The sequence below is a fragment of the Lactococcus sp. LG1074 genome, from assembly GCF_017309525.1.
Taxonomy (GTDB): domain Bacteria; phylum Bacillota; class Bacilli; order Lactobacillales; family Streptococcaceae; genus Lactococcus; species Lactococcus petauri.
The window spans coordinates 417,229-441,738 of sequence record NZ_CP071293.1; the positions used below are offsets into that span (position 1 = coordinate 417,229).

The 24,510-nt window shown below is 38.1% G+C and carries 23 protein-coding genes and 1 pseudogene; all 24 read left to right on the top strand.

What is annotated here, in order from left to right; all coding sequences use genetic code 11:
• The first annotated feature begins 90 nt into the window (after positions 1-90).
• The 24 genes and pseudogenes from J0J36_RS02000 to J0J36_RS02115 all read left to right on the top strand — a co-directional run bounded on the left by J0J36_RS02000 (position 91) and on the right by J0J36_RS02115 (position 24,428).
• On the top strand, positions 91-774 hold the full coding sequence (locus J0J36_RS02000; RefSeq protein ID WP_019292408.1) for an adaptor protein MecA: 684 nt from the start codon (positions 91-93) through the stop codon (positions 772-774).
• Between the two features lie 3 nt (positions 775-777).
• The gene (locus tag J0J36_RS02005) at positions 778-2,034 is read left to right on the top strand and encodes a glycosyltransferase family 4 protein (RefSeq protein WP_019292407.1); all 1,257 of its coding nucleotides are present in this window, start codon (positions 778-780) and stop codon (positions 2,032-2,034) included.
• A gap of 77 nt (positions 2,035-2,111) precedes the next feature.
• Positions 2,112-2,882, top strand: coding sequence for a Fe-S cluster assembly ATPase SufC (sufC, locus tag J0J36_RS02010; protein ID WP_019292406.1), 771 nt, complete (start codon positions 2,112-2,114; stop codon positions 2,880-2,882).
• Positions 2,883-2,953: 71 nt separating this feature from the next.
• Positions 2,954-4,210: a Fe-S cluster assembly protein SufD gene (gene sufD / locus J0J36_RS02015; RefSeq protein WP_019292405.1), complete on the top strand. Its 1,257-nt coding sequence runs from the start codon at positions 2,954-2,956 to the stop codon at positions 4,208-4,210.
• Positions 4,210-5,421, top strand: a complete 1,212-nt coding sequence (locus tag J0J36_RS02020) for a cysteine desulfurase (RefSeq protein WP_019292404.1) — start codon at positions 4,210-4,212, stop codon at positions 5,419-5,421. The genes sufD and J0J36_RS02020 overlap by 1 nt, the downstream gene beginning before the upstream one ends.
• Before the next feature lie 22 nt (positions 5,422-5,443).
• A complete protein-coding gene (gene sufU / locus J0J36_RS02025) occupies positions 5,444-5,899 on the top strand; it encodes a Fe-S cluster assembly sulfur transfer protein SufU (protein ID WP_019292403.1) in 456 nt (151 codons plus the stop codon).
• 24 nt (positions 5,900-5,923) lie between these two features.
• Positions 5,924-7,321, top strand: coding sequence for a Fe-S cluster assembly protein SufB (gene sufB, locus J0J36_RS02030; protein ID WP_004259194.1), 1,398 nt, complete (start codon positions 5,924-5,926; stop codon positions 7,319-7,321).
• Positions 7,322-7,540: 219 nt separating this feature from the next.
• Positions 7,541-8,185 (top strand): CPBP family intramembrane glutamic endopeptidase, encoded by a 645-nt coding sequence (locus J0J36_RS02035; RefSeq protein ID WP_019292099.1) that lies wholly within the window; start codon positions 7,541-7,543, stop codon positions 8,183-8,185.
• A 146-nt stretch (positions 8,186-8,331) separates the two neighbouring features.
• Positions 8,332-9,888, top strand: coding sequence for an ABC-F family ATP-binding cassette domain-containing protein (locus J0J36_RS02040; protein WP_206886741.1), 1,557 nt, complete (start codon positions 8,332-8,334; stop codon positions 9,886-9,888).
• Between the two features lie 165 nt (positions 9,889-10,053).
• A complete protein-coding gene (locus J0J36_RS02045; protein WP_153924539.1) occupies positions 10,054-11,229 on the top strand; it encodes an SLC13 family permease in 1,176 nt (391 codons plus the stop codon).
• Positions 11,230-11,286: 57 nt separating this feature from the next.
• A pseudogene (locus J0J36_RS02050) lies at positions 11,287-11,932 on the top strand (helix-hairpin-helix domain-containing protein).
• 19 nt (positions 11,933-11,951) lie between these two features.
• The gene (locus J0J36_RS02055) at positions 11,952-14,162 is read left to right on the top strand and encodes a DNA internalization-related competence protein ComEC/Rec2 (RefSeq protein WP_153924542.1); all 2,211 of its coding nucleotides are present in this window, start codon (positions 11,952-11,954) and stop codon (positions 14,160-14,162) included.
• A 154-nt stretch (positions 14,163-14,316) separates the two neighbouring features.
• Positions 14,317-15,093: an alpha/beta hydrolase family protein gene (locus J0J36_RS02060; RefSeq protein WP_029343492.1), complete on the top strand. Its 777-nt coding sequence runs from the start codon at positions 14,317-14,319 to the stop codon at positions 15,091-15,093.
• 195 nt (positions 15,094-15,288) lie between these two features.
• Positions 15,289-15,504: a F0F1 ATP synthase subunit C gene (locus tag J0J36_RS02065; protein ID WP_003135074.1), complete on the top strand. Its 216-nt coding sequence runs from the start codon at positions 15,289-15,291 to the stop codon at positions 15,502-15,504.
• A gap of 54 nt (positions 15,505-15,558) precedes the next feature.
• Positions 15,559-16,272 carry a F0F1 ATP synthase subunit A gene (atpB, locus tag J0J36_RS02070; RefSeq protein WP_004259176.1) on the top strand — a complete coding sequence of 238 codons (714 nt, stop codon included), beginning with the start codon at positions 15,559-15,561 and terminating at the stop codon, positions 16,270-16,272.
• Positions 16,273-16,285: 13 nt separating this feature from the next.
• Positions 16,286-16,792: a F0F1 ATP synthase subunit B gene (gene atpF, locus J0J36_RS02075; RefSeq protein WP_004259173.1), complete on the top strand. Its 507-nt coding sequence runs from the start codon at positions 16,286-16,288 to the stop codon at positions 16,790-16,792.
• A 14-nt stretch (positions 16,793-16,806) separates the two neighbouring features.
• Complete coding sequence (locus tag J0J36_RS02080; RefSeq protein ID WP_153924545.1) at positions 16,807-17,334, top strand: F0F1 ATP synthase subunit delta; 528 nt, start codon at positions 16,807-16,809, stop codon at positions 17,332-17,334.
• A gap of 65 nt (positions 17,335-17,399) precedes the next feature.
• Positions 17,400-18,908 carry a F0F1 ATP synthase subunit alpha gene (gene atpA, locus J0J36_RS02085; RefSeq protein WP_004259170.1) on the top strand — a complete coding sequence of 503 codons (1,509 nt, stop codon included), beginning with the start codon at positions 17,400-17,402 and terminating at the stop codon, positions 18,906-18,908.
• 11 nt (positions 18,909-18,919) lie between these two features.
• The gene (locus tag J0J36_RS02090; RefSeq protein WP_019292092.1) at positions 18,920-19,801 is read left to right on the top strand and encodes a F0F1 ATP synthase subunit gamma; all 882 of its coding nucleotides are present in this window, start codon (positions 18,920-18,922) and stop codon (positions 19,799-19,801) included.
• Positions 19,802-19,860: 59 nt separating this feature from the next.
• On the top strand, positions 19,861-21,270 hold the full coding sequence (gene atpD / locus J0J36_RS02095) for a F0F1 ATP synthase subunit beta (protein ID WP_004259151.1): 1,410 nt from the start codon (positions 19,861-19,863) through the stop codon (positions 21,268-21,270).
• Between the two features lie 17 nt (positions 21,271-21,287).
• Complete coding sequence (locus tag J0J36_RS02100; protein ID WP_019292091.1) at positions 21,288-21,713, top strand: F0F1 ATP synthase subunit epsilon; 426 nt, start codon at positions 21,288-21,290, stop codon at positions 21,711-21,713.
• 184 nt (positions 21,714-21,897) lie between these two features.
• Complete coding sequence (locus J0J36_RS02105; protein WP_019292090.1) at positions 21,898-22,569, top strand: hypothetical protein; 672 nt, start codon at positions 21,898-21,900, stop codon at positions 22,567-22,569.
• A gap of 31 nt (positions 22,570-22,600) precedes the next feature.
• Positions 22,601-23,422 (top strand): hypothetical protein, encoded by an 822-nt coding sequence (locus tag J0J36_RS02110; protein WP_153924550.1) that lies wholly within the window; start codon positions 22,601-22,603, stop codon positions 23,420-23,422.
• An 88-nt stretch (positions 23,423-23,510) separates the two neighbouring features.
• Entirely contained in the window at positions 23,511-24,428 is a 918-nt protein-coding gene (locus J0J36_RS02115) for an NAD(P)-binding domain-containing protein (protein ID WP_019335710.1), read from the top strand.
• Positions 24,429-24,510 lie beyond the last annotated feature (82 nt).

The window sequence follows — 24,510 nt, forward strand, 5'->3', positions numbered from 1 at the left end:
AACAGTTAAATATAATTAAAAATATTTCTGCAATGAAAACTAAAAGTTATGGTTCTCATGCAGGTTAATGAAGAATAATAGGTTAAAAATATGCAATATGAAGAAATAAACGAAAAAACGATAAAGATTAGCCTAACCTTTCAAGATTTGGTTGATCATGATGTCAAACTCTCTGATTTTTTTACGAACCAGTCAATGGTTGAAAATCTTTTTTATGAATTAGTAGAAGAACTAGGACTTGAGGAAAGGTTCTCATCAGGACTTTTAACTTTCCAAATTCAACCTTTCCCTAAAGGGGTGAATATTATTGTTACTGAAGAAAATATTGATATTGATCCCAATAATCTCCCTGATGATCCCGAAGAATTTGAGCAGCTTATGACGGATTTCTTTGGACGTGTGGAAGATTTAAAACAAAATGGCGGAACAATGGCAGATACAAGTACAACTGAAACAAAAGAAACAAAAGTAGAAAATAAACCAGATCCAGATTTTGTCTTCTATTCTCTAGAATTTGAAAACATGTCTCAACTTTTGACAGCAGTAAAAAATGTTAAAATTGATGCAGAGGAATCTGAACTTTATAGCTATGAAGATAAGTTTTATTTGATTATTTTGGACAATCAAAAGTCAAAAGGAAAGACAGCAGTAAGTTCGATGCGTGCCCGAATGTTAGAATACGGACAGGAAACAATCAACAGTCGCGAAACACTACAAGAATACGGCGAGATACTAATCAATACACGTGCTTTGGAAGTTCTCTCAAAAATTTAAGATATGATAGATACCATAAAAGAAATCCCGATTAAGGGGATTCCCTTCACAGTAGAGTTCTTCATTGTGCTCTTCGTGACATTTGGAATGTCCTTGATTTTCACCCCATTAATGACCTTTGTTTCACGCCGAATTGGAGCTGTAGATAAGCCTAACAAGCGACGTGTCAATACTAAAATAATGCCCTCGGCAGGGGGACTAGCTATTTTTGCATCCTTTGCAATTGCGACACTTTTTATCCTCCCGATGATCGTTTACCCACAACTTCCCCTAATGAGCCCCAAACAGTTGGCGGAAGGAATTAAGCCTCATTTTGTGACTTATATCAACTACATTGCACCTTTTATTGTAGCAGGTGGTATTGTTGTCCTTACGGGATTGATTGATGACATCAAAGAAATCTCCCCTAAGATGAAGATGGCTGGGTTGCTTCTCGCTGCTTCAATCACATGGTTTTTTACCCATGCACGCTTTGACAATCTTAAAATTCCTTTCGGTGGTCCTTTTCTTGAGTTTCCCGCTTGGTTATCCTTTATTTTTACCGTTTTTTGGATTGTGTCGATTACAAATGCGGTTAATCTGATCGATGGCCTAGATGGTTTAGCCAGTGGTGTCTCCGTGATTTCACTCTTTACCATGGGGATTGTGTCTTACTTCTTTTTACCAGGTTCAAGTATCTTCTTGCCTATTACCATTTTTACCTTAGTTGCCGCCATTATGGGCTTCTTCCCATATAACTATCATCCAGCGATTATCTATCTAGGAGATACTGGTGCACTGTTTTTGGGATTTATGATATCGGTTGTGTCCCTGCAAGGTTTAAAGAATGCAACGGCAGTAGCTGTTCTAACACCACTTTTGATTTTAGGTGTTCCATTAACAGATACAATCGTGGCAATGGTGCGGCGAAAACTGAATAATCAAAGAATTTCTAGTGCGGATAAAATGCACCTGCACCACCGTTTGATGTACATTGGCTTCACTCATCGAGGCGCTGTATTAGTTATTTATGGCATAGCTGGAATTTTTGCCTTTATTTCCTTGATCCTACAAGTTTCCAGCCGGATCGGTGGTATATTCTTAATTATTGCTTTGCTGCTTGGACTGGGGCTGTTTATTGACTTGGTCGGTATACTTGGCAAAGACCGTCAACCTTTCCTCAATGTTTTGAGGTTCATTGGCAGTTCGGAGTATCGAGAGCAAGTTATAAGTAAGAAACATAAAAGAAAATATAAACACGACAAAACAGAACGGAAATGAGCTTTTCGTCTGTTTTTTTTGTTATAATGGAGGGTGAAGTGTAAAAGATATTTTACTTATGAATTGAAGGAGTTAGAATGGCAACTTTAGAAATTAAAAATCTTCATGTGAGCATTGAAGACAAAGAAATCCTTAAAGGTGTAAACCTCACTATTAATACCAATGAAGTACATGCAATCATGGGTCCAAACGGTACAGGGAAATCAACCTTGTCAGCAGCAATTATGGGAAATCCAAGTTACACAGTCACTGAAGGAGAAATTCTATTTGACGGTGAAAATGTCCTTGAATTAGAAGTCGATGAACGCGCTCGCCTTGGATTATTCCTTGCGATGCAGTACCCTTCTGAAATTCCAGGAATTACAAACGCTGAATTTATGCGTGCAGCCATTAATGCTAAACGTGCAGAAGATGACAAAATTTCTGTTATGGATTTCATTAAAAAATTGGATAAAAATATGGAATTACTTAACATGAAAGAAGAGATGGCAGAGCGTTACCTCAATGAAGGCTTCTCTGGTGGGGAGAAGAAACGTAATGAAATCCTCCAACTCTTGATGTTAGAACCAACTTTTGCTATTTTGGATGAAATTGACTCTGGGCTTGACATCGATGCGCTTAAAGTAGTCTCAAAAGGCGTGAACGCTATGCGTGGCGATAATTTTGGTGCCCTTATCATCACCCACTATCAACGTTTACTCGACTATATTACCCCAGATGTCGTTCACATCATGATGGAAGGCCGCGTTGTTATGACAGGCGGAGCCGAACTTGCGAAACGTCTTGAAAAAGAAGGATATGCTAAAATCTCTGAAGAATTAGGGATTGAATATAAGGAAGAAGCATAGGTTGAGGTCGTATGAGGTGTTAAGGGACAGAAAGTCATACATCACCAAATACATCATGGAGATACAATTAAATGAATGAAAAAATAAAAAATTTCTCGCTCATGCATGCTGAACCAAACTGGTTATCAGAGCTTCGTCAAACCGCCTTTGAGGCTATGACAGGGTTAGAGATGCCCAATATTGAGCGTGTGAAATTCAATCGTTGGGGCTTGGATAATACAGAAATAGGGGATTCTGAGCCAAGTGGAAACGTTCCAAGCTTTACAGAATTACCAAATCACCCACTTTTGGTACAAGTAGGCAGCCAAAATGTTATGGAGCAAATGCGTCCAGATTTGGCTGAAAAAGGTGTTGTTTTCACTGATTTTGCTTCAGCGATGGAAGAAATTCCTGAGATAGTCGAAACTTATTTCGGCAAAGCTGTGAGTTATACAGAAGATCGTTTAGCAGCAAGCAATGTTGCCAGTTTCAACTCTGGCGCGGTTCTTTATATTCCGGACAATGTTGAAATTGACGTGCCTGTAGAAGCAAAGTTCTATCAGGATTCTGAGTCAGATTTGCCTTTCAATAAACACATCTTAATTATTGCTGGTCGTAACAGTAAGCTTGATTATTTGGAACGTTTGGAAAGTATCGGTGATGGCAACGTTAAGGTCACAGGTAATCTTTCTATCGAAGTTATTGCCCTTGAAGGTGCGCAAGTGAAATTTGCGGCTATTGACCGTTTAGGAGAACATGTCACAGCTTATATCAGTCGTCGCGGGCATTTAGCAAATAATGCTACAATTGATTGGTCTATCGGAACAATGAATGATGGCAATGTTATTTGTGATTTTGACAGCGATTTAAAAGGTGATGGAAGCCACTCACAAATCAAAGTTGTTGGATTATCTATGGGTAAACAAATCCAAGGGATTGATACTCGTGTGACAAACTTTGGCCGTAATTCAGTAGGGCATATCTTGCAACATGGTGTTATTCTTGATCGAGGCACATTAACTTTTAATGGAATTGGTCAAATCATGCGCGGGGCTAAAGGGGCGGATGCGCAACAAGAAAGCCGAGTATTGATGCTTTCAGACCGTGCTCGTAGTGATGCCAATCCTATTTTGCTCATTGAGGAAAATGACGTAACTGCAGGACACGCAGCTTCTATTGGTCAGGTTGATCCTGAGGATATGTACTACCTTATGAGTCGAGGCTTAGATGAAACAACAGCCAAACGTCTTGTTATTCGAGGTTTCCTCGGTGCAGTTGTAACTGAAATTCCAATTAAAGCCGTTCGTGATGAATTTATCTCAATTATCGAGAGAAAGTTGGCAATCTAATGATTGACTTAACAAAAGACTTTAAAATTCTTAATCAAAAAGTTAATGACGAACCATTAGTCTACTTGGACAATGCAGCCACCACCCAAAAGCCACAGCAGGTGTTGGATGTTTTGACAAACTATTATGAGCATGATAATGCCAATGTTCATCGCGGGGTTCATACGCTTGCAGAGCGTGCAACTGCAGATTATGAGGCAGCACGTGAAAAGGTTCGAAAGTTTATTCATGCTGCGTCTACGAAAGAAGTATTGTTCACTCGTGGAACAACAACGAGTTTAAACTGGGTCTCAAAATTTGCGGAGCAAACCTTAACAGCAGGTGATGAGATTATTATTTCCGTTGCGGAGCACCACTCAAACTTTGTCCCTTGGCAACAAGTTGCTGAAAAAACGGGAGCAATTCTAAAAATTGTCTATCTGAAAGACGGTGCTTTAGACGTTGATGACTTAAAAGAAAAACTGACGACCAGAACAAAATTTGTAAGCTTAACACATGCCTCAAATGTCCTAGGTTCAATCACTCCGATTAAGGAAATTGCTGAGTTAGTTCATCATCACGGTGCCTATTTTGTCGTTGATGGTGCGCAGTCTGTTCCGCATATGAAAATTAATGTCCAAGAGTTGGATGTAGATTTCTTTGCTTTTTCGGGGCATAAAATGTGTGGTCCAACAGGAATTGGTGTTCTTTATGGAAAAGAGACTTTGCTTAATCAAATGAATCCTATCGAATTTGGTGGAGAAATGATTGACTTCGTTTATGAAAGTCACTCGACATGGACGGAGTTGCCATGGAAGTTTGAAGCGGGCACACCAAATATTGCGGGAGCTATCGCACTCGGGGCAGCTATTGACTACCTTGAAGCAATAGGAATGGACAATATTCATCGGTATGAGCAAGAGCTTGTAGCTTATGTGATGCCTAAACTAAAAGCGATTGAAGGTTTGGAAGTTTATGGTCCAGAAGCTGTTGAAGAGCGCAGTGGTGTGATTGCCTTTAATATCCGAGGACTCCATCCTCACGATTTGGCGACAGCTTTGGATATGGAAGGTGTGGCTGTACGTGCTGGGCATCATTGCGCACAGCCTTTGCTTAATTATCTTGGTCAAGCGTCAACAGCACGCGCAAGTTTTTATATTTATAATACAAAAGCAGACTGCGATAAACTGGTGGATGCTCTTTTGAAGACAAAAGAGTTTTTCGGCTTATAGTATTCAAAAACGGAGAAAAAGAATGGCACTTTCAAAATTAGATAATTTATACCGTGCAGTAATTCTTGATCACTCTTCTGCGCCACGCCATGCAGGTGAATTACAACAGGCTTGTGTTGTTGATTTAAATAATCCAACCTGTGGAGATGTCATTCGCTTGACTGTTGCGTTTACAGAAGATAAGATTAGCGATATTGCCTTTAGCGGGCACGGTTGTACAATTTCAACAGCATCTGCCTCAATGATGACGGAAGCTGTGATTGGCAAGACAAAAGCCGAAGCTTTGGAATTGGCAAAGATTTTTTCAGAAATGGTGACAGGACACGTTGAAGAAGCGCAGGAGCGTTTAGGAGATGCACAATTCCTTGCAGGAGTGTCGAAATTTCCGCAGCGAGTAAAATGTTCAACGTTAGCCTGGAATGCCTTGAAAAAAGCGATTGAGACAGATGGTACCGCGACTGTATCTGAATCTCACTAAAATGCAAATAAAGAGAGGAAAATAATGACAGAAGAAGTTCCAGTATTAGAAGAATATAAATTTGGTTTTCATGATAATGCTGAATTAGTCATGTCTACAGGAACAGGTCTGACAGAAGATGTGATACGTACAATGTCGGCCGCAAAAGAAGAACCAGAATGGATGCTGGATTTCCGCCTCAAGTCCTTCGAAGCCTTCAAAAAATTAGATCTCCCAGAATGGGGGCCTGATTTATCAGACATTGATTTTGATGATGTGGTGTATTACCAAAAACCCACCGATAAACCTGCCCGTACTTGGGAAGAAGTTCCTGATGAAATTAAGGAAACCTTTGAAAAAATTGGTATCCCAGAAGCAGAGCGTGCTTACCTAGCAGGAGCATCAGCACAGTATGAGTCAGAAGTTGTTTATCACAACATGAAGGAAGAATTTGAAAAACTTGGTATCGTCTTTACCGATACCGATTCTGCTCTGAAAGAATATCCGGAGCTTTTCAAAAAATACTTTGCAAAGCTCGTGCCACCAACAGACAATAAATTAGCTGCTTTGAATTCAGCAGTTTGGTCTGGAGGAAGTTTCGTTTATGTGCCTAAAGGTGTAAAATGTGAAATTCCAATCCAAGCCTATTTCCGTATTAATAACGAAAAGTCTGGTCAGTTTGAACGTACTTTAATCATTGTTGATGAGGGTGCTTCTATCCAATATGTGGAAGGTTGTACTGCACCAACATATTCATCAGCCAGCTTACATGCTGCTGTTGTTGAAATCTTCTGTGAAGAAGGTGGATATATGCGTTATTCAACCATTCAAAACTGGTCAGATAATGTCTATAACTTGGTAACAAAACGAGCTAAAGCAGAGGCAAATGCAACTGTGGAATGGATTGATGGTAACTTAGGCTCACGAGTCTCTATGAAGTATCCAGCTGTCTATTTAGACGGTCCTGGGGCACGTGGTACAATGCTTTCAATCGCCTTTGCTAACGCAAATCAAGAGCAAGATACAGGTGCCAAAATGATTCATAATGCACCAAATACAAGCTCATCGATTATTTCTAAATCCATTTCTAAATCTGGTGGAGCTGTAAATTATCGTGGACAAGTAACCTTCAACAAAAATTCTGCACATTCTAAATCACATATTGAATGTGACACGATTATTATGGATGATATTTCAAAATCAGATACAATTCCATTTAATGAGATTCATAACTCACAAGTTGCCTTGGAACATGAAGCCAAAGTATCTAAAATCTCAGAAGAACAGTTATACTATTTGATGAGCCGTGGTTTAACAGAAAAAGAAGCCACAGATATGATTGTGATGGGCTTTATTGAACCCTTTACTAAAGAACTCCCAATGGAGTATGCAGTAGAACTCAACCGATTGATTTCTTACAGCATGGAGGGTTCAATCGGATAAAGAAAAAGCACAGCTTTTTCCCGATTGAAACAGCTCTCAGACATCTTGTCTGAAACAATCTCAATATCAAACTAAAAACTCCTTATATAAGGAGTTTTTTTAGAATTGTTATATAATTTCAACACAAAAACATCTTATCTCAATAAAAATATATTGACAAACGATAATTAATCTTATAAAATAAGTCCATCAATATTTATGAAAATTAGGAGTAGAACTATGGAAGTAAAAAGCAAAGAGATAATAAAAGCACTCATTGGCTTCGGCCTTCTTTATATCGGATTTTATCTTATGGGATCTGTAAATTTACATATCGGTCTTTTTCAAGAGTTGACATTGTTAGTATTTAGCCTTTTAGCTGCTGCTCTTATCTTTAAAAACTCCGCACTGGAATGGTTTAGAAAGCCAGAAGGTAAGTATCTTAAAATAATTATTCTTTGCTTTTTTGCAAATGTTATTTGGTCATTTATTGGTGGAGCTTTGGTGCAGATAATCTTTGGCTTAGCCGGAAATCATGGCAACGAGGCCATTGGAAATCTAGCGCTCCTACCTTTTGTACCTTTTATGTTGATGGGAGAAGAACTTTTTTCGATAACTCTTCTGGAAACTTTTCGTAAAAAATTTGCTTGGCCGACATGGATTAGTACCTTGCTGACAGCTTTTATTTTCGGTATGGTTCATTTTCAAACTTATTTTGGCGGGGATGTACTAAGAACAATTGTTCAAATCTTACTCGTGCAGGGAGCTGCCCGTTTGATATTTAACTATGCTTATCTGAAAACAAAATCAATCTGGACTTCTTGGATAGTGCATCTTATCTTTGATATTGTTATGTTAACAGTACCTCTTTTTTTACAGAAATAGTAAGCTGATCCTCTGGATCAGTTTTTACTTATCTGAACGAAATAATAAATGAGGAATAATCTTTACTTAAGGGTATACTCAACTTCCTACTTTTAACTTTTTGTGTTAAACTATTAGACAGTATGTAAAAAAGAAAGAGCTGTAATATGAGTATTATCAATGTAAAAAATTTATCGCATGGCTTTGGTGAGCGCGTGATTTTTGAAAATGTGTCTTTCCGTCTTCTTAAAGGCGAACATGTCGGGCTGGTCGGTGCGAATGGTGAAGGTAAATCAACCTTTATGAATATCATCACAGGAGCTTTACAACCCGATGAAGGTAAAGTAGAATGGTCAAAAAAAGTTCGCGTTGGTTACTTAGATCAACATGCAGTCTTACAAAAAGGGCAAACAATCCGTGACGTTCTTTCAAGTGCCTTTCAGTATCTTTTTGATATTGAAGCGGAAATTAATGATCTGTATTTGAAAATGGGAGATGTGACCCCAGAAGAAATGGATCAACTTTTGGAAGAAGTCGGCGAACTACAAGACATTCTAGAGCAAAGTGACTTTTATCAAATTAACTCTAAAGTGGAGGAAATCGGACGCGGACTTGGTCTTCATGAAATCGGCTTTGAGCGAGATGTTGAAGATCTGTCTGGTGGCCAACGTACCAAGGTTCTTTTGGCAAAACTCTTGCTGACGAAACCCGAAATCCTGATGTTGGATGAGCCAACAAACTATTTGGATGAAGAGCATATTGCATGGCTTAAGCAGTATCTCTTAGATTACGAAAATGCCTTTATCTTGATCTCGCATGACATTCCTTTCTTAAGTTCTGTTATTAACATCATTTACCATATGGAAAATGGTTCCTTAGATCGTTATGTTGGCAATTACGAAGCCTTCCAGTCTGTCTATGAAATGAAGAAAAAACAAGAATTGGCAGCATATAAACGCCAGCAATCAGAAATTGCAGATCTTAAGGATTTTGTTGCACGAAATAAAGCACGTGTAGCGACAAGAAATATGGCAATGTCCCGTCAGAAAAAACTAGATAAAATGGACATGATTGAATTAAGTGCAGAGCGACCAAAACCCCAATTTGATTTCAAAAAAGGTGCAACTTCAAGTAAACTTATTTTTGAGACTAAAGATTTAGTTATTGGATATACAGAGCCTTTGTCACGCCCACTCAACTTACGGGCTGAACGCGGCCAGAAGATAGTTTTTACAGGGGCAAACGGGATTGGTAAAACAACTCTCTTGCGTAGCATTTTGGGAGAAATACAAGCCATTGACGGAGAAGTTCAACGTGGTGAAAAATTAGAAATTGGTTATTTTGAACAAGAAGTGAAAAGTGATAATGGGAAAACATGTTTAGAAGAGATTTGGGATACTTTTCCGGCAATGAACCAAGCGGAAGTTCGGGCTGCGTTGGCACGTTGTGGCTTAACAAAAAAACATATTGAAAGTAAAGTTGCGGTTTTAAGTGGTGGTGAAAAAGCTAAAGTTCGCTTGTGTAAATTAATTAATGCTGAAAGTAACGTTCTTGTCCTTGATGAGCCAACCAATCATTTGGATGTGGATGCCAAGGATGAACTCAAACGTGCCTTACAAGAATATAAGGGAACAATTCTTTTAATTTCACATGAACCAGAATTCTACCAAGATGTTGCAACTGAGACTTGGAATTGTGAATCTTGGACGACAAAAGTACTGTAAACAGTACTTTTTATTTATTTAAAGCAACTTTTTTAGAACCGATAATCCTTGCTGTATTTTTTCTTCTAAAAAAAAATCCGTTTTTTTATAATCTTTTTCGTAATTTCATGGAAAAAAGTTGTATAATTGTAGGAGTGCAATTAATCAGTTTTTTAAGGAGAAAACATGGAACAGCAAATCACAAGAAAGCCAGACAATGCTTTCAAAAAGTTGACCCAGTTTTTTATTGTTGATAAGGTCTTTCTTGTATCGTTTATTATCGCCGTTATTTCAGTGAGTATGGGTGGAATACAGACTGAATTTTTTGATAACAAAGTCATTGTAACAGTTTTTGGTTTAATGTTAGTTATTGCTGGTTTTCGATCTACTGGTATTTTGTCCTATATGGGCCAAACATTGGTTAAAAGAAGTAAAACAACGCGTCAGCTTGTACGATTCACCACAATGCTGGCCTTCTTTTTTGCCGTATTTTTTACTAATGATCTTACCATATTGACGATTTTACCGCTCTACTTGACGATTACTCGAGAAATAAAAAATCGTAAGTCTGTTTACATTGGAGCCGCGATGATTGTACCTGCTTGTCATACAGGCTCAAGTCTTTTACCGCAAGGTAATCCTCACAATCTTTATTTATATTCTTTTTATCAAAACCCAGCACATCATTTGGGGCAGTCATTGACAAATTTAGAATTTTTTAAAGGAACAGGCTTACTATGGCTCGCAGGCTTTCTGCTCTTGAACTTGGCTTGTCAATTTATTGACAACGAACCCTTAGTCATTGAAACAAAAGTAAACAAGTTCAATCGATTAGAAACCTCAATCTTTATTGCTTTAATGATTTTAATGGCCGCAGCTGTATTTGGTTATGTTAACTTTTATCTTGCTGTAGCTATTGTTGCTGTAATTGTTCTTTTCTATCGTCCCGAACTTTTTAAGGGTGTTGATTACCATTTACTTCTTACCTTTGTTTTCTTCTTCTTGATTGTAGGAAATATCGCAAATATTCAAGTACTTACGGACTTTATTAGCAATACCTTTGTTGGCCCACAGATGTCCTTCTTAGGCACAGTCTTTATGAGCCAGAGTATCTCTAATATCGCAGCACCAATTCTTATATCACCTTTTACTCCTCATGCCGTTTCTGTCGTTATCGGAGCAGATATTGGTGGTATAGGGACGATGGTAGCTTCAATGGCAACGTTGATTGCCTATAAAATCATTCGCGTTCAAGCACGTGGTGAAACGGCAGGATTTGTAAAATACTTTGCCTTAGTAAATGCTGGTTTTCTTGCTGTTTTAGTAGTTGTAGGTCTGATTATCGTGAGTTTTGGAATTTAAAAAAATTTTTATAAAAACATGTAGTGAAAAACTGCATGTTTTTTCGTATTTAGAACTATGAAAAAAATATCAGAATATGTAAAAGAAAATTGGAAAATCGTTGTTGGAATTGTTTTGGCAGTAACTATTTTAGGGGCTTTTTATTGGAATAAAAAAGTTTTAGATATCCCAAAGCAAGAAGAAAAGCATTCCGAATGGGCGGAGCTGAGCAAGGAAAAAGAAGCTACAGGAAAGAAAAAAATAGAAAAAGACGAAGATGAGAATGAAATCGTCGTTGATGTCAAAGGTGCTGTCAAAAAGCCAGGCATCTACAAGTTATCCTCCAAAAAGCGTGTATCTGATGCAGTAGCAAGTGCTGGGGGCTTTACAGAAGAAGCAGAAAGGAAGGGAATAAATCTGGCAAAAAAATTACAAGATGAAGCAGAGGTCTATGTTCCAGTGAGAGGAGAAACAGATACAAATCACTTGTTAGAAACCAAAGATAATACCAGTAAAACAACTGAAAAAACTAAAATTAATATTAATACAGCTGATTTAACTGAATTGCAGCAGCTTAGTGGTGTAGGAGCAAAAAAAAGCGCAAGATATTCTGGATTACCGTTCTGAAAATAGTTCTTTTGAGTCAGTGGAAGAATTGACCAAGGTAAGTGGCTTTGGTCCTAAAACATTAGAAAAGTTAAAAGAAGCAATCACTGTAGACTAAGAAAGGCTCTGGCAGTTAGATGAAACAAAAATTTACGCTTATCTATTTAGTCTATCTCTTAGTTTTTGTTTATTTTCTTATTTTCAGTTTTTCATGGCCTTTACTTATTCTTAGTTTGTTTAGTCTCTTCATCGCTTTTTATCGTCAATACTATAGTTTGTTAGCTCTTTTACTGTGCTTTAGTTTCTTCTTACTCATGGTAAAAAAAGAGACAGAAGTACAAGAAATACAACAACCAGAAAAAATTTCGAAGATTACCCCTTATATGGATACTCTTCAAGTGAATGGAAATAGGCTCAGTTTCAGGGGAGAAGTGAACGGAAGAGATTTTCAAGCTTTTTACACATTGACTTCGGAAAAAGAAAAAGAATACTTTAAAAATCTTAGGATAAAGGGGATTTTTTACATTGAAGGCACTTTAGATATCCCAGAAGAGCAAAGAAACTTTTCAAGTTTTGATTACAGAAAGTATTTAAGAACGCAAGGTATTTACCGACTTCTTAAAATAGAAAAAATTGAAGGATTTGAAGAAAAACATGACTTTGATTTACGGCTGGTACGCCGAAAAGCCATTCTTTGGACACAAGAACATTTTCCTTCTCCCATGTCGTCCTATATGACAGGGCTTCTTTTTGGTTGGTTGGATAAAGACTTTGAAGAAATGGGGGAGCTTTATACTAGCCTCGGTATTATCCATTTATTTGCCCTGTCAGGGATGCAGGTGAATTTTTTTATTGAACTTCTTCGAAATATTTTATTAAGGCTAGGTTTATCAAGAAAGTTGGTCTATTTTATCCAAATTCCCTTTTCGATATTTTATGCTTTTCTTACTGGCTTATCTCTCTCAATCTTACGTGCGCTTCTTCAAAAAAATATACCTATTAAAAATTCAAGCGATAGATTTTCTATCACTTTTCTTCTTTTAATGATATTCAGTCCATATTTCCTACTGACAACAGGAGGACAACTGACGATGCTCTATTCTTTCTTAATCACATTTTTTTCACAAAAATTCAATGAACTAAAAGGATTAAAAAGAGCATTACTTGATTCTACTGTTCTAGCTGTTGGGGTACTTCCGCTTTTGATTTTTCACTTCCATTCTTTCCAACCATTATCGATTATATTGACTTTATTATTTAGTCTGATTTTTGATTTTTTACTTTTGCCAGGTTTACTTTTTGTCTTTCTCCTTTCTTTAGTCGGCATTGATCTTACATTACTTAATCCTTTTTTTATTATTTTAGAATCAATAGTAAGACTGGTTGGCAGTTTATTTGATAAACCGATTGTATTTGGCAAACCAAATCTTATTTTTTTACTTTTGCTTTTTATGCTAAGTGGACTTGCACTCGATTTTTACAGAAAAAGAAACTGGAACTTAGTTGTAATAATTGTTCTTTTCTTTCTTTTTTTCCTTGTTAAGAATCCTAAACACCCAAGCATTACAATGGTAGATGTGGGCCAAGGAGACAGTATTCTCTTGCAAGACAGGTGGAACAGTCAAAATATCTTAATTGATACTGGCGGTAGATTAAAAATAAGAGCTGATGAGCAGTGGAAGGAGGGAATTTATAAGAGCAATGCTGAAAGTACACTTCTACCTTATCTGAGAGCGAGTGGAGTGAGCAAAGTAGATGTTCTGATTGTGACACATCCAGATGAGGATCATATTGGTGACTTGGAGAGTGTAGCTCAGAAAGTACCAATAAAAAATATTTATGTCTCAGCTAGTGCATTAGAGAAGAAAAATTTTGTTAAAAAACTAAGCAGCTTAAAAAGTCAGATTCACATTGTGCAAGAGGGAGACAAGCTCCCCATATTTAACAGTTATCTCCGGTTTCTAACGACAGGAGGTGAAGGAAAAAGCGATAATGATAATTCTTTAGTAACGTTTGGTGAATTTTATGGGAAGAAATTTCTTTTTACAGGTGACTTAGAAGAAGAGGGAGAGGTTAAACTCCAGAAAGAATATCCACATTTAGAGGTTGATATCCTAAAAGTTGGACATCATGGCAGTAAGACTTCTACAAAGGAAGGTTTTTTAGAAGCGATTAAGCCTAAGGTTGCTCTTATTTCTGCTGGAAAGAATAATCGATATAAACATCCGAGTCAAGAAACGCTTCACCAATTAACTGCACGAGGAATAAAAATTTATCGGACAGACCAGCAAGGAGCAATCCGTTTCCTTTATAAAAAAGGCACTTGGCAAATTCAAACAGTAAAGTAAGTTTGGGTACAAAAAATGTTACATACTATATGACAAAACAGCGTTGCTTTTTGATTGAATAGCAATGAGAATAAGGCGATATGTAATAATTCTTATGTTATAATAGTAGGAAACGTTTACTTGAATCATAAAAGTAAACGGGATGGGAGGAAAAATGGCTATTATAAATATTGAATATTACTCCGAAGTACTGGGGATGAATCGTAAGTTTAATGTGATTTATCCAGAAGCTAGTAAAACAGGTGTAAAAGATGGAAAAGATATTCCAGTGCTTTATCTATTGCATGGGATGTCTGGAAATGAAGATTCATGGCTTATAAGAACGGGGATTGATCGTTTGATTCGTCATTCTCAACTTGCCATTGTCATGCCTTCAACTGATTTGGGCTTCTATACTAATACTAATTATGGTATGAGATATTTTGATGCAATTGCAAAGGAATTGCCACAAGTGGTACATAATTTCTTTCCTAACTTGAGCAGCAAGAGAGAAAAGAATTTTATCGCAGGTTTGTCGATGGGAGGTTATGGCGCATTCAAGCTGGCTTTGGCTACGAAAAACTTCAGTTATGCAGCAAGTTTATCAGGAGCGTTAGATATGACTGACCTAAAAGAACAAAGTGCTGAGAATGAAGCTTATTGGACCGGAATTTTTGGTGACCTTGATCACTTTAATGATAGTGAAAACAGCATTCTCTATCTTGCAGAACATCATGAAGGTGAAAAGCCCAAGCTTTACAGTTGGTGTGGGGAACAAGATTATCTTATCTCTGGAAATAATAGAGCGGCTCAACTTCTTGAGGAAAAAGGCTTTGACCTTCGTTATGAAAAATCGCCGGGTACACATGAATGGTACTATTGGACCAAACAAATCGAGACCGTTTTAAAATGGCTTCCTATTGATTATAAGGAAGAAGAACGTCTAAGTTAAACAGCTTAAAATAAAAATATAAAACCTTGAAACTTAAATAAATCCTAAAGAAAACGTTTGCTCAAAAAAGGCCGAACGATTTATAGAAAAATGTTTGATAATCTTAGGTTAAGTTTTGACAAACGGATTGAATAGGACTATAATTTCATAGTAATAAAAATTTGCGAAAAATCGCACATAGAAAGAGGTCATTAAATGACAACAATCTCAATTGAAGCTCTTAAAGCAGTAGCTATTGGTATTAGTGCACTTGGTGCCGCTATCGGTGATGGACTTATTGTTTCAGCATTTATTAATGCTGTTGCACGCCAACCAGAAATGGAAGGCAAACTCCGCGGAAGTATGTTCCTTGGTGTTGCCTTTGCCGAAGGTACATTCTTCATCGCCTTAGCTATGGCTTTCTTGTTCTAAAAATCGTTGATTTAACTTTTATACTCAACAATTATTTAGAAAGGAAGACTAGCTATGGAATCAACATGGACTTTTAATGTTGGACCAGTAACTTTTGACGGTGTCATTCTATATATGACAGCTTTGACCGTTTTAATTGTCTTTGGTCTGATTTATTGGGCAAGTCGCAATATGCAACTGAAGCCTACAGGTAAGCAAAACGTCCTTGAGTGGGTAGTTGACTTTATTAACGGCATCGGACGTGAAAATCTAGGTGCTAAAGAGTCACCAAAGTATGCCCTCATGAGTTTTACACTCTTTTCTTTCCTTTTGATTTCGAATATTATTGGGCTAGTTACTAAAATCACTGCACCGGGTGACATCAGCTTATGGCGCTCTCCAACAGCAAACTCAACAGTTGACTTGACTTTAGCAGTCTTAGTCATTGTACTCGCCAATACCCTTGGTGTGAAACAGTTTGGCTTTAAAGGCTATATTAAAAATGCCTTTTGGAAAGAACCTAAAGCAATGCTTCCGATGACTATCATGGAAGAGTTTACAAATGCCCTTTCTATGGGACTTCGTCTTTACGGTAATATCTTTGCCGGAGAAGTTCTTCTAGGGATTATTGCTGGAATGATCGATTCTGGTTGGTTTATTCTTCCTGTGACATGGATTTTAGCAATGGCTTGGATAGCATTCTCAATCTTTATTTCATCTCTTCAGGCTTATGTATTTGTTCTTTTGACAAATCTTTACATTAGCCACAAAATTTTAGCAGAACACTAGGAAAGGAGTAGAAATGCTTACTACATTATTAGAAACTGCTCCGAATACAGTTCTTGGTAATATTATCGTTGTCAGCGGTGCATTCATCATCTTGCTGATCTTGGTTCGTAAATTTGCGTGGGGTGCTATTACAGGTATCTTTGAAGAACGTGCAAATAAAATCAACAACGATATTACAACTGCAGAACTGTCAAAAAAAGAAGCAGAAACATTATTAGCGCAACGTGAAAATGAACTTGCAGGTTCTAAAGAAGAAGCTGCCAACATTATCCAAACTGCCAATGATACAGCTAAACAAAATCGTGCAAATATCTTGGCAACAGCCAATGAAGAAGCTGCGAATGTGAAAAAACGTGCCCAAGAAGATATTGAACAAGAACGCAAAGAAGCGCTCAGTTCAGTTAAAGGGGATGTTGCTGATATTTCAGTACAAATTGCTGAAAAACTCATCGGTCAATCTTTGGATTCACAAGCACAATCAGAACTTATTGACAGCTATATTGCTAAGCTTGGCGAATAGGGGGTTGGTTGAAAATGACAACAGTCAATTCTCAAAAATACAGTAAAGCCTTGCTTGAAGTTGCAGAGGAACAATCTCAATTAGAAGTTATTCTTTCTGAGGTTAACGAACTGACACAACTTTTTAAAGAAGATGATCTTGCTTCTTTCTTCGGAACGGAAGTATATTCTACAGCAGCAAAATCAGAAGTTATTGACAGTATCAAAGAAAATTCATCACCACTGATGAAAAATTTCCTTGCTACTGTTCGTGCAAACGGACGATTAGCTGATTTAGCAGAAATTCTTGCTGAAATTAAAAATACAGCAGATGATATGTTTAGAATTGCTGATGTAGAGGTCATTTCAAGCGTGAAATTAACCGAAACACAAATCGAAAAATTTGTTGCTCTCGCTAAATCGAAATTTGATTTGAACGAAGTAACAATCGTGAACACAGTAGATGAAAAGATTGTCGGTGGATTTATTGTAAATTCACGTGGAAAAATCATTGATGCTTCTGTCAAATCACAATTGGCAAAAATTGCCAAAGAGATTCTCTAAGAATCTCCTTTGAGAAAAAATTCTCAGCCATTTAACATGAAAACTCAGAAAGGAGCAAAATACATTTGGCAATCAAAGCGAATGAAATCAGCTCACTGATTAAACAACAAATTGAAAATTTTACACCAGATTTTGAAGTTGCTGAAACTGGTGTCGTCACTTATGTTGGTGACGGTATCGCCCGTGCTTACGGCCTTGAAAATGCGATGAGCGGTGAGCTTGTCGAGTTTGACAACGGCGTATATGGTATGGCGCAAAACTTAGACAGTACAGACGTTGGTATTATCGTACTTGGTGATTTCCTTAGCATCCGCGAAGGAGATACAGTAAAACGTACAGGTAAAATCATGGAAATTCAAGTCGGTGAAGAACTCATCGGCCGTGTTGTAAATGCACTTGGACAACCCGTTGATGGCTTAGGCGATATCAATACAGGTAAAACACGTCCTGTTGAGGCTCCAGCTTCAGGTGTTATGCAACGTAAATCTGTTTCAGAACCACTCCAAACTGGACTTAAAGCTATTGATGCACTTGTACCAATCGGTCGTGGTCAACGTGAGTTGATCATCGGTGACCGTCAAACAGGTAAAACATCTGTAGCTATCGATGCAATTCTTAACCAAAAAGGTAAAGACATTATCTGTATTTACGTTGCCATTGGTCAAAAAGAATCGACAGTTCGTACACAAGTTGAAGCACTCCGTAAACTTGGAGCAATGGATTATACAATCGTTGTAACAGCTTCAGCATCACAACCTTCACCATTACTTTATATTGCACCTTATGCGGGTGCAGCTATGGGTGAGGAATTCATGTACAATGGTAAACACGTTCTGGTTGTTTATGATGATTTATCTAAACAAGCCGTGGCTTACCGTGAACTTTCACTCTTGCTCCGTCGTCCACCAGGTCGTGAAGCTTACCCAGGGGATGTATTCTACCTCCACTCACGTCTTTTGGAACGTGCGGCACAATTGAGCGATGACTTAGGTGGTGGTTCAATGACAGCCTTGCCTTTCATTGAGACACAAGCCGGAGATATCTCTGCCTACATCGCTACAAACGTTATCTCAATCACAGATGGACAAATCTTCCTCGAAAACGACCTTTTCTATTCAGGTATTCGTCCAGCCATCGATGCCGGATCTTCTGTATCACGTGTTGGTGGTGCCGCTCAAATCAAGGCAATGAAAAAAGTTGCCGGAACACTCCGTTTGGACTTGGCATCATTCCGTGAACTTGAAGCATTTACACAATTCGGTTCTGACCTTGATGAAGCAACACAAGCTAAATTGAACCGTGGTCGTCGTACAGTTGAAGTCTTGAAACAGCCGTTACACAAACCATTGGCTGTTGAAAAACAAGTTCTTATTCTTTATGCATTGACACATGGCCATCTTGATGATGTTCCCGTAGAAGATATTCTCGATTTTGAAGAAAAAATGTTTGATTTCTTCGATGTCAACTATGCTGAACTTTTACAAGTCATCACAGATACTAAAGATTTGCCAGATGAAGCAAAACTTGACGATGCAATCAAAGCCTTCAAGAAAACTACAAATTACGTTAAATAAGGAGGTTCATTATGGGCGCTTCACTTAGCGAAATTAAATCAAAAATTGCTTCAACCGAAAAAACAAGTCATATCACTGGTGCCATGCAAATGGTATCTGCAGCGAAATTGCAAAAATCAGAAAAGATTGCGAAAACTTATCAGGTTTATGCAGATAAGGTGCGTCAAGTGACAACCGACTTGGTTGCTGCAGATCGTGGCCCTTCTAAAAATCCGATGATGACTAAACGTCCCGTTAAGAAAACAGGATATTTAGTTATCACTTCGGATCGTGGCCTTGTAGGAGGTTACAACTCTAATATCTTGAAGTCAGTCATGAATAAATTACGTGAAAAACACCAGGGACCAGAAGAATATTGTATTCTTGCTTTAGGTGGGACAGGAGCAGATTTTTTCCGCTCTCGTAACGTAGAATTATCTTACGAATTACGTGGTTTGACTGACCAACCAAGTTTTGAAGAAGTTCGTGAAATTGTACGTCAAGCTGTATCTCGCTATCAAAATGAAGAGTTTGATCAACTCTATGTTTGCTACAATCACCATATCAATTCATTGACAAGTGAAGCACGCATGCAAAAAATGCTTCCGATTACATTTGATGAATCAGAGGAACCAGAAGATGAAGCACCAGTATCATTGGTGAGTTTCGAACTGGAACCAAGCCGCGAAGCTATTTTAAATCAACTTTTACCTCAATATGCTGAAAGCATGATCTATGGTGCGATTGTTGATGCTAAAACAGCTGAACATGCTGCTGGTATGTCCGCAATGCGTACAGCTACAGATAATGCTAAAACAGTGATTAACGATCTGACAATACAATATAACCGCGCGCGTCAAGCAGCAATTACACAAGAAATTACGGAAATTGTTGCAGGAGCCTCAGCGCTTTAAGCATGTGGTAACCTTTCTTAAAGAATTAAAGACAGAAAAATAAACTAGGAGGAAAAATATTGAGTTCTGGTAAAATTACTCAGGTCATTGGTCCCGTTGTCGACGTTGAATTTGCGTCAGGCGCGACTCTTCCTGAGATTAATAACGCACTCATCGTTTATAAAGATGTAGACGGCGTTAAAACTAAAATCGTCCTTGAAGTGGCGTTGGAACTTGGTGATGGTGCCGTACGTACCATCGCTATGGAATCAACTGATGGCTTAACACGTGGACTTGAAGTTCTCGATACAGGTAAAGCAATCAGCGTACCTGTCGGTCAAGAAACACTTGGACGTGTCTTCAATGTACTTGGAGATGCTATCGATGGTGGCGAAGCGTTTGCTGAAAATGCAGAACGCAGTCCTATCCATAAAAAAGCGCCATCTTTTGATGAACTTTCAACAGCAAATGAAATTCTTGTTACAGGGATTAAAGTTATTGACTTACTTGCCCCATACCTTAAAGGTGGTAAGATTGGCTTGTTCGGGGGTGCCGGAGTTGGTAAAACCGTTCTTATCCAAGAATTGATTCACAACATTGCCCAAGAACACGGTGGTATTTCCGTATTTACTGGTGTTGGGGAACGTACTCGTGAAGGAAATGACCTTTACTGGGAAATGAAAGAATCAGGCGTTATTGAAAAAACAGCCATGGTCTTCGGTCAAATGAATGAGCCACCTGGAGCACGTATGCGTGTTGCTCTTACTGGTTTGACAATTGCTGAATATTTCCGTGATGTAGAAAAACAAGACGTTTTACTTTTCATTGATAATATCTTCCGTTTCACCCAAGCCGGTTCAGAAGTATCTGCCCTCTTAGGACGTATGCCATCAGCCGTTGGTTACCAACCTACGCTTGCAACCGAAATGGGTCAACTTCAAGAACGTATCACTTCAACAAAACAAGGTTCTGTAACTTCTATCCAAGCGATTTATGTCCCAGCCGATGACTATACTGACCCTGCGCCAGCAACAGCCTTCGCTCACTTGGATGCAACAACAAACTTGGAACGTCGTTTGACACAAATGGGTATCTACCCAGCCGTTGATCCATTGGCTTCTTCATCACGTGCGCTTACACCTGAAATTGTTGGTGAAGAACACTATGCAGTAGCTATGGAAGTACAACGTGTGCTCCAACGTTATAAAGAATTACAAGATATCATTGCTATTCTTGGTATGGATGAATTGTCTGATGATGAAAAAGTATTGGTTAACCGTGCACGTCGTATCCAATTCTTCCTCTCACAAAACTTTAACGTTGCCGAAACATTTACTGGTGTACCAGGATCATATGTACCAATTGAAAAAACTGTTGAAGATTTCAAAGCGATTCTTGACGGTAAATACGATTCAATCCCAGAAGATGCTTTCCGTGGTGTAGGTCCAATCGAAGACGTTCTTGAAAAAGCTAAAAAAATGGGTTATTAAGATAGGAGGTTGCTGAAATGAGTGAAAATGTCATGGCTATTCAAGTCATCACTCCTGCGGGTGTCGTTTATGATCACCATGCAACCTACATTCTTGCGCATACGATTGGTGGAGATATGGGGATTTTACCCAACATGATTTCCACAATCGCTGGTTTACAAATCAGTGAACTTAAGGTGCGCCGTCCTGATGATGTGAAGCACGTTGATTATATTGCTGTTAATGGCGGTATTATTGAAGTGAAGGATAGTATGATTACAGTGATCGCAGACTCTGCTGAGCGTAATCGTGATATCGATGTTCCACGTGCCGAACGTGCAAAACTTCGTGCTGAAAAAGAGCTTGAAGAAGCTAAAGCGGCACATAAGACTGATGAAGCTAAACGTGCCGAAGTTGCACTTCATCGCGCGATTAACCGATTGAATGTATCGAAACACAATTAATAAAAGAATAAAAAACATCCTTAGGATGTTTTTTTGTTATTTAATATAAATGTAAAAAAAACAGCAAATTAAAATGTTAAAATGTAAATAATAAGTCTTTTTTACTGTTTGATGAATAAATAGTTACGGATGATGGATTTTTGGAACAATTTAGAAATGTAGAATTGAGAAGAGAGAGGGAATTATGGGAAAGGAGGAAAGTGTGGCATTGGATCATTGCCAAGAACTGATGGAAATAGTCGAAACAATAGAAGACAAACTCCATCAACTTGAAGTTATAAAGATCGAATTTCGTCAAGAAATTCAGTACAAAATTAATTACCGCTCGGCTTTACTTGCGTTCAGCTTTCCTGTCCTTATCTTAGCTTTTTATATTATAAACGATTTTTCTTTTATACATGGTCATGGGCAACTGGATCGTTCCGCTTTAGAAACCTTCTTAATCACGTTTATGTTGAGCTTTGCCTTATGGGCTCTGGGAATTTTTCTAAATGATATTTTCAAAAAGATATTTGGAAGTAATACACTTCCCATTGGGCGAAAAGCTCTTGTTAAGCAACTTTTTCCTAAATACAATCAAAAAAGTCAATGTCTGATTGATAGTCTAGAGGAATTGTTGGGATCTGAGACATTAATAAGTACTGAACTCCCTGAAAAGTATCTGAATGTCAAGAGCTTGAACTATATTATTGAGGTCTTAAGTGTAGAAGATGTTCAAACTTTGCATGAAGCAGTTGAACTATTAGAGCTAGAAATAAAAAATTCTCGTGTTGAGCAAAGTTTAATGGCTGAGCCAAGTATCCGTCGAGCGCAAGAAGCGATAGCAACCCAGCATACGTTCAAACAAGGTGTATAGTAGAAATAATGAGAAAGGAGGCAAAAAGCGAATGAGAAAGAAAAGATATTGTATAATTTTAGCAACCACCATAGTATTAGGGCAAACAATCATTCTGAACCCGAGCCAAGCTTATTCTGCATCAGTTTCACGTGTCCAAGCCGAAGAACTGCAGGACAAAAGTGCCAATAATTCGTTAACCGAGGAAGCAAATACAGGCGGTGGATCGACAACACCTGAAAACCCTCAGCCTATTACGCCGACAATGCCTCCGATCGTTCCAGAAACACCAGATATTACACTTCCGCCAGTAACCATAGGTGAACCTGTTCCTATCACACCAACAGTCCCCATAATTCCGGATAATACTCTTCCTTTGGTACCTGTAGGCGAACCTGTGCCGATTACACCTACAGCACCTCCAATTGTACCAGAGCAGACGGATAATAGTTTACCTTCAATTTCACTCACAACACCAGAAAAAGTAGAGGTACAGAACCCGGAGTCGGATACAGAAAGAGATCAACCTCTTAAAAATCTGGAAGCACATAATCAAGATAAAAAGGATACAACAGAAGTTACCCCAGCAGAAACTATAAAGCCACAAGAAATAGAAAATAAGAATACAACTACTCAAGTTTCTACCAAAGGAGAACTTCTTTATACCTGGGGGGAAGCAAATATCCCACTGATGTCACAACATACCTCTATCAATTCACTTGATGATGCGGATAAGGATGCTGTAACGCGTAAACATGCCATAGCTGTGCATGCAGCTGGGACAGGAGGAGTAGTTACAGGAATAGGGACCTCTGTACTCCTTCTCGGAATCCTCAAGAAAGCCAGTTGGCTAAAACAAATCTTTGGTAAATAAAAGAAAAAATCTCTGAAAAAAGGGATTTTTTTTGATACAATGAAATAAACAATGAGGAGAAATCCTCTAAAATTTAAAGGAGATTCAGATGCGTAAAGTAGGTATAATTGGGTTAGGGAATGTCGGAGCAATGATTGCTCAAATGATTGTTCAAGCAGGCTATGTTGATGAATTAGTCCTTATTGATAAAAATACTGCAAAATCTAAAGCGGAAGCTTTTGACATGCTTGATGCAGCTAGCCTACTCAATAGTCATACAAAGATTACTGTAGGCGATTATCCAGACCTTTCTGATGCAGAAGTCGTTATTTCTGCTTTGGGCCATATCAAAGCTCTTGATGCCCAAGATCGTTTCCAAGAGTTGAAAATTAATACACCCATGGTCAAAGCAGTGGCAGATGAAATTAATGCTTCAGGCTTTAATGGTGTTTTCTTAATCGTAACCAACCCTAATGACGTGATTGCACAGCTTTATTCACAAGCTCTTAACCTTCCCAAAAACCAAGTTTTTGGAACAGGAACATATTTAGATTCGGCTCGTTTGCACCGTTATATTGCTGAAGAAGCAGGTGTAGATGCGAGAAGTGTGAGCGGCTATATGCTTGGTGAACATGGTGATTCACAATTTGCAGCGTGGTCAACAGTAAATATTGGTGGCGTACCATTTGAAAAAACAGCAGTGACAAACAATTTTGACCTTGAAAAAATCGAAGATTCAGCACGCCATGGCGGTTTTGTCGTATATGAAGGAAAGGGCTATACGAACTTTGCTATTGCTGCAGCTTCAGTGAGTCTAATGAATCTCATTTTATCTGATGCCAAAGCAGTTGTGGTCTGCTCGCATTACGATGCTGAACTTGATGCGTATTTGTCAACGCCAGCACTTGTTGGACGCGATGGTGCACAAGCTTATCCTGGATTTATCGAAAGCATCAGCAAAGAAGAAGCGGATAAATTGAAAGACTCAGCACGTGAGATTCAAGAAAAAATCAAAAAATTTAGCTAAAAATAGCCTATAGATAGAAAATCTCTTATATAAGAAGAGGTTTTTTTCTCTGTTCAATTGCTTTGAAATAAAGTATAATTAA

What these genes read in the sequence shown, in the direction of transcription:
- J0J36_RS02045 (WP_153924539.1), top strand. Translation starts at nt 10,054, where the DNA reads ATGGAACAGCAAATCACAAGAAAGCCAGACAATGCTTTCAAAAAGTTG.
- J0J36_RS02090 (WP_019292092.1), top strand. Translation starts at nt 18,920, where the DNA reads ATGGGCGCTTCACTTAGCGAAATTAAATCAAAAATTGCTTCAACCGAA.
- sufU (WP_019292403.1), top strand. Translation starts at nt 5,444, where the DNA reads ATGGCACTTTCAAAATTAGATAATTTATACCGTGCAGTAATTCTTGAT.
- J0J36_RS02060 (WP_029343492.1), top strand. Translation starts at nt 14,317, where the DNA reads ATGGCTATTATAAATATTGAATATTACTCCGAAGTACTGGGGATGAAT.
- J0J36_RS02000 (WP_019292408.1), top strand. Translation starts at nt 91, where the DNA reads ATGCAATATGAAGAAATAAACGAAAAAACGATAAAGATTAGCCTAACC.
- J0J36_RS02035 (WP_019292099.1), top strand. Translation starts at nt 7,541, where the DNA reads ATGGAAGTAAAAAGCAAAGAGATAATAAAAGCACTCATTGGCTTCGGC.
- sufB (WP_004259194.1), top strand. Translation starts at nt 5,924, where the DNA reads ATGACAGAAGAAGTTCCAGTATTAGAAGAATATAAATTTGGTTTTCAT.
- J0J36_RS02115 (WP_019335710.1), top strand. Translation starts at nt 23,511, where the DNA reads ATGCGTAAAGTAGGTATAATTGGGTTAGGGAATGTCGGAGCAATGATT.
- J0J36_RS02040 (WP_206886741.1), top strand. Translation starts at nt 8,332, where the DNA reads ATGAGTATTATCAATGTAAAAAATTTATCGCATGGCTTTGGTGAGCGC.
- sufD (WP_019292405.1), top strand. Translation starts at nt 2,954, where the DNA reads ATGAATGAAAAAATAAAAAATTTCTCGCTCATGCATGCTGAACCAAAC.
- J0J36_RS02105 (WP_019292090.1), top strand. Translation starts at nt 21,898, where the DNA reads ATGGGAAAGGAGGAAAGTGTGGCATTGGATCATTGCCAAGAACTGATG.
- J0J36_RS02100 (WP_019292091.1), top strand. Translation starts at nt 21,288, where the DNA reads ATGAGTGAAAATGTCATGGCTATTCAAGTCATCACTCCTGCGGGTGTC.
- J0J36_RS02065 (WP_003135074.1), top strand. Translation starts at nt 15,289, where the DNA reads ATGACAACAATCTCAATTGAAGCTCTTAAAGCAGTAGCTATTGGTATT.
- sufC (WP_019292406.1), top strand. Translation starts at nt 2,112, where the DNA reads ATGGCAACTTTAGAAATTAAAAATCTTCATGTGAGCATTGAAGACAAA.
- atpB (WP_004259176.1), top strand. Translation starts at nt 15,559, where the DNA reads ATGGAATCAACATGGACTTTTAATGTTGGACCAGTAACTTTTGACGGT.
- J0J36_RS02005 (WP_019292407.1), top strand. Translation starts at nt 778, where the DNA reads ATGATAGATACCATAAAAGAAATCCCGATTAAGGGGATTCCCTTCACA.
- J0J36_RS02055 (WP_153924542.1), top strand. Translation starts at nt 11,952, where the DNA reads ATGAAACAAAAATTTACGCTTATCTATTTAGTCTATCTCTTAGTTTTT.
- J0J36_RS02020 (WP_019292404.1), top strand. Translation starts at nt 4,210, where the DNA reads ATGATTGACTTAACAAAAGACTTTAAAATTCTTAATCAAAAAGTTAAT.
- J0J36_RS02080 (WP_153924545.1), top strand. Translation starts at nt 16,807, where the DNA reads ATGACAACAGTCAATTCTCAAAAATACAGTAAAGCCTTGCTTGAAGTT.
- J0J36_RS02110 (WP_153924550.1), top strand. Translation starts at nt 22,601, where the DNA reads ATGAGAAAGAAAAGATATTGTATAATTTTAGCAACCACCATAGTATTA.
- atpF (WP_004259173.1), top strand. Translation starts at nt 16,286, where the DNA reads ATGCTTACTACATTATTAGAAACTGCTCCGAATACAGTTCTTGGTAAT.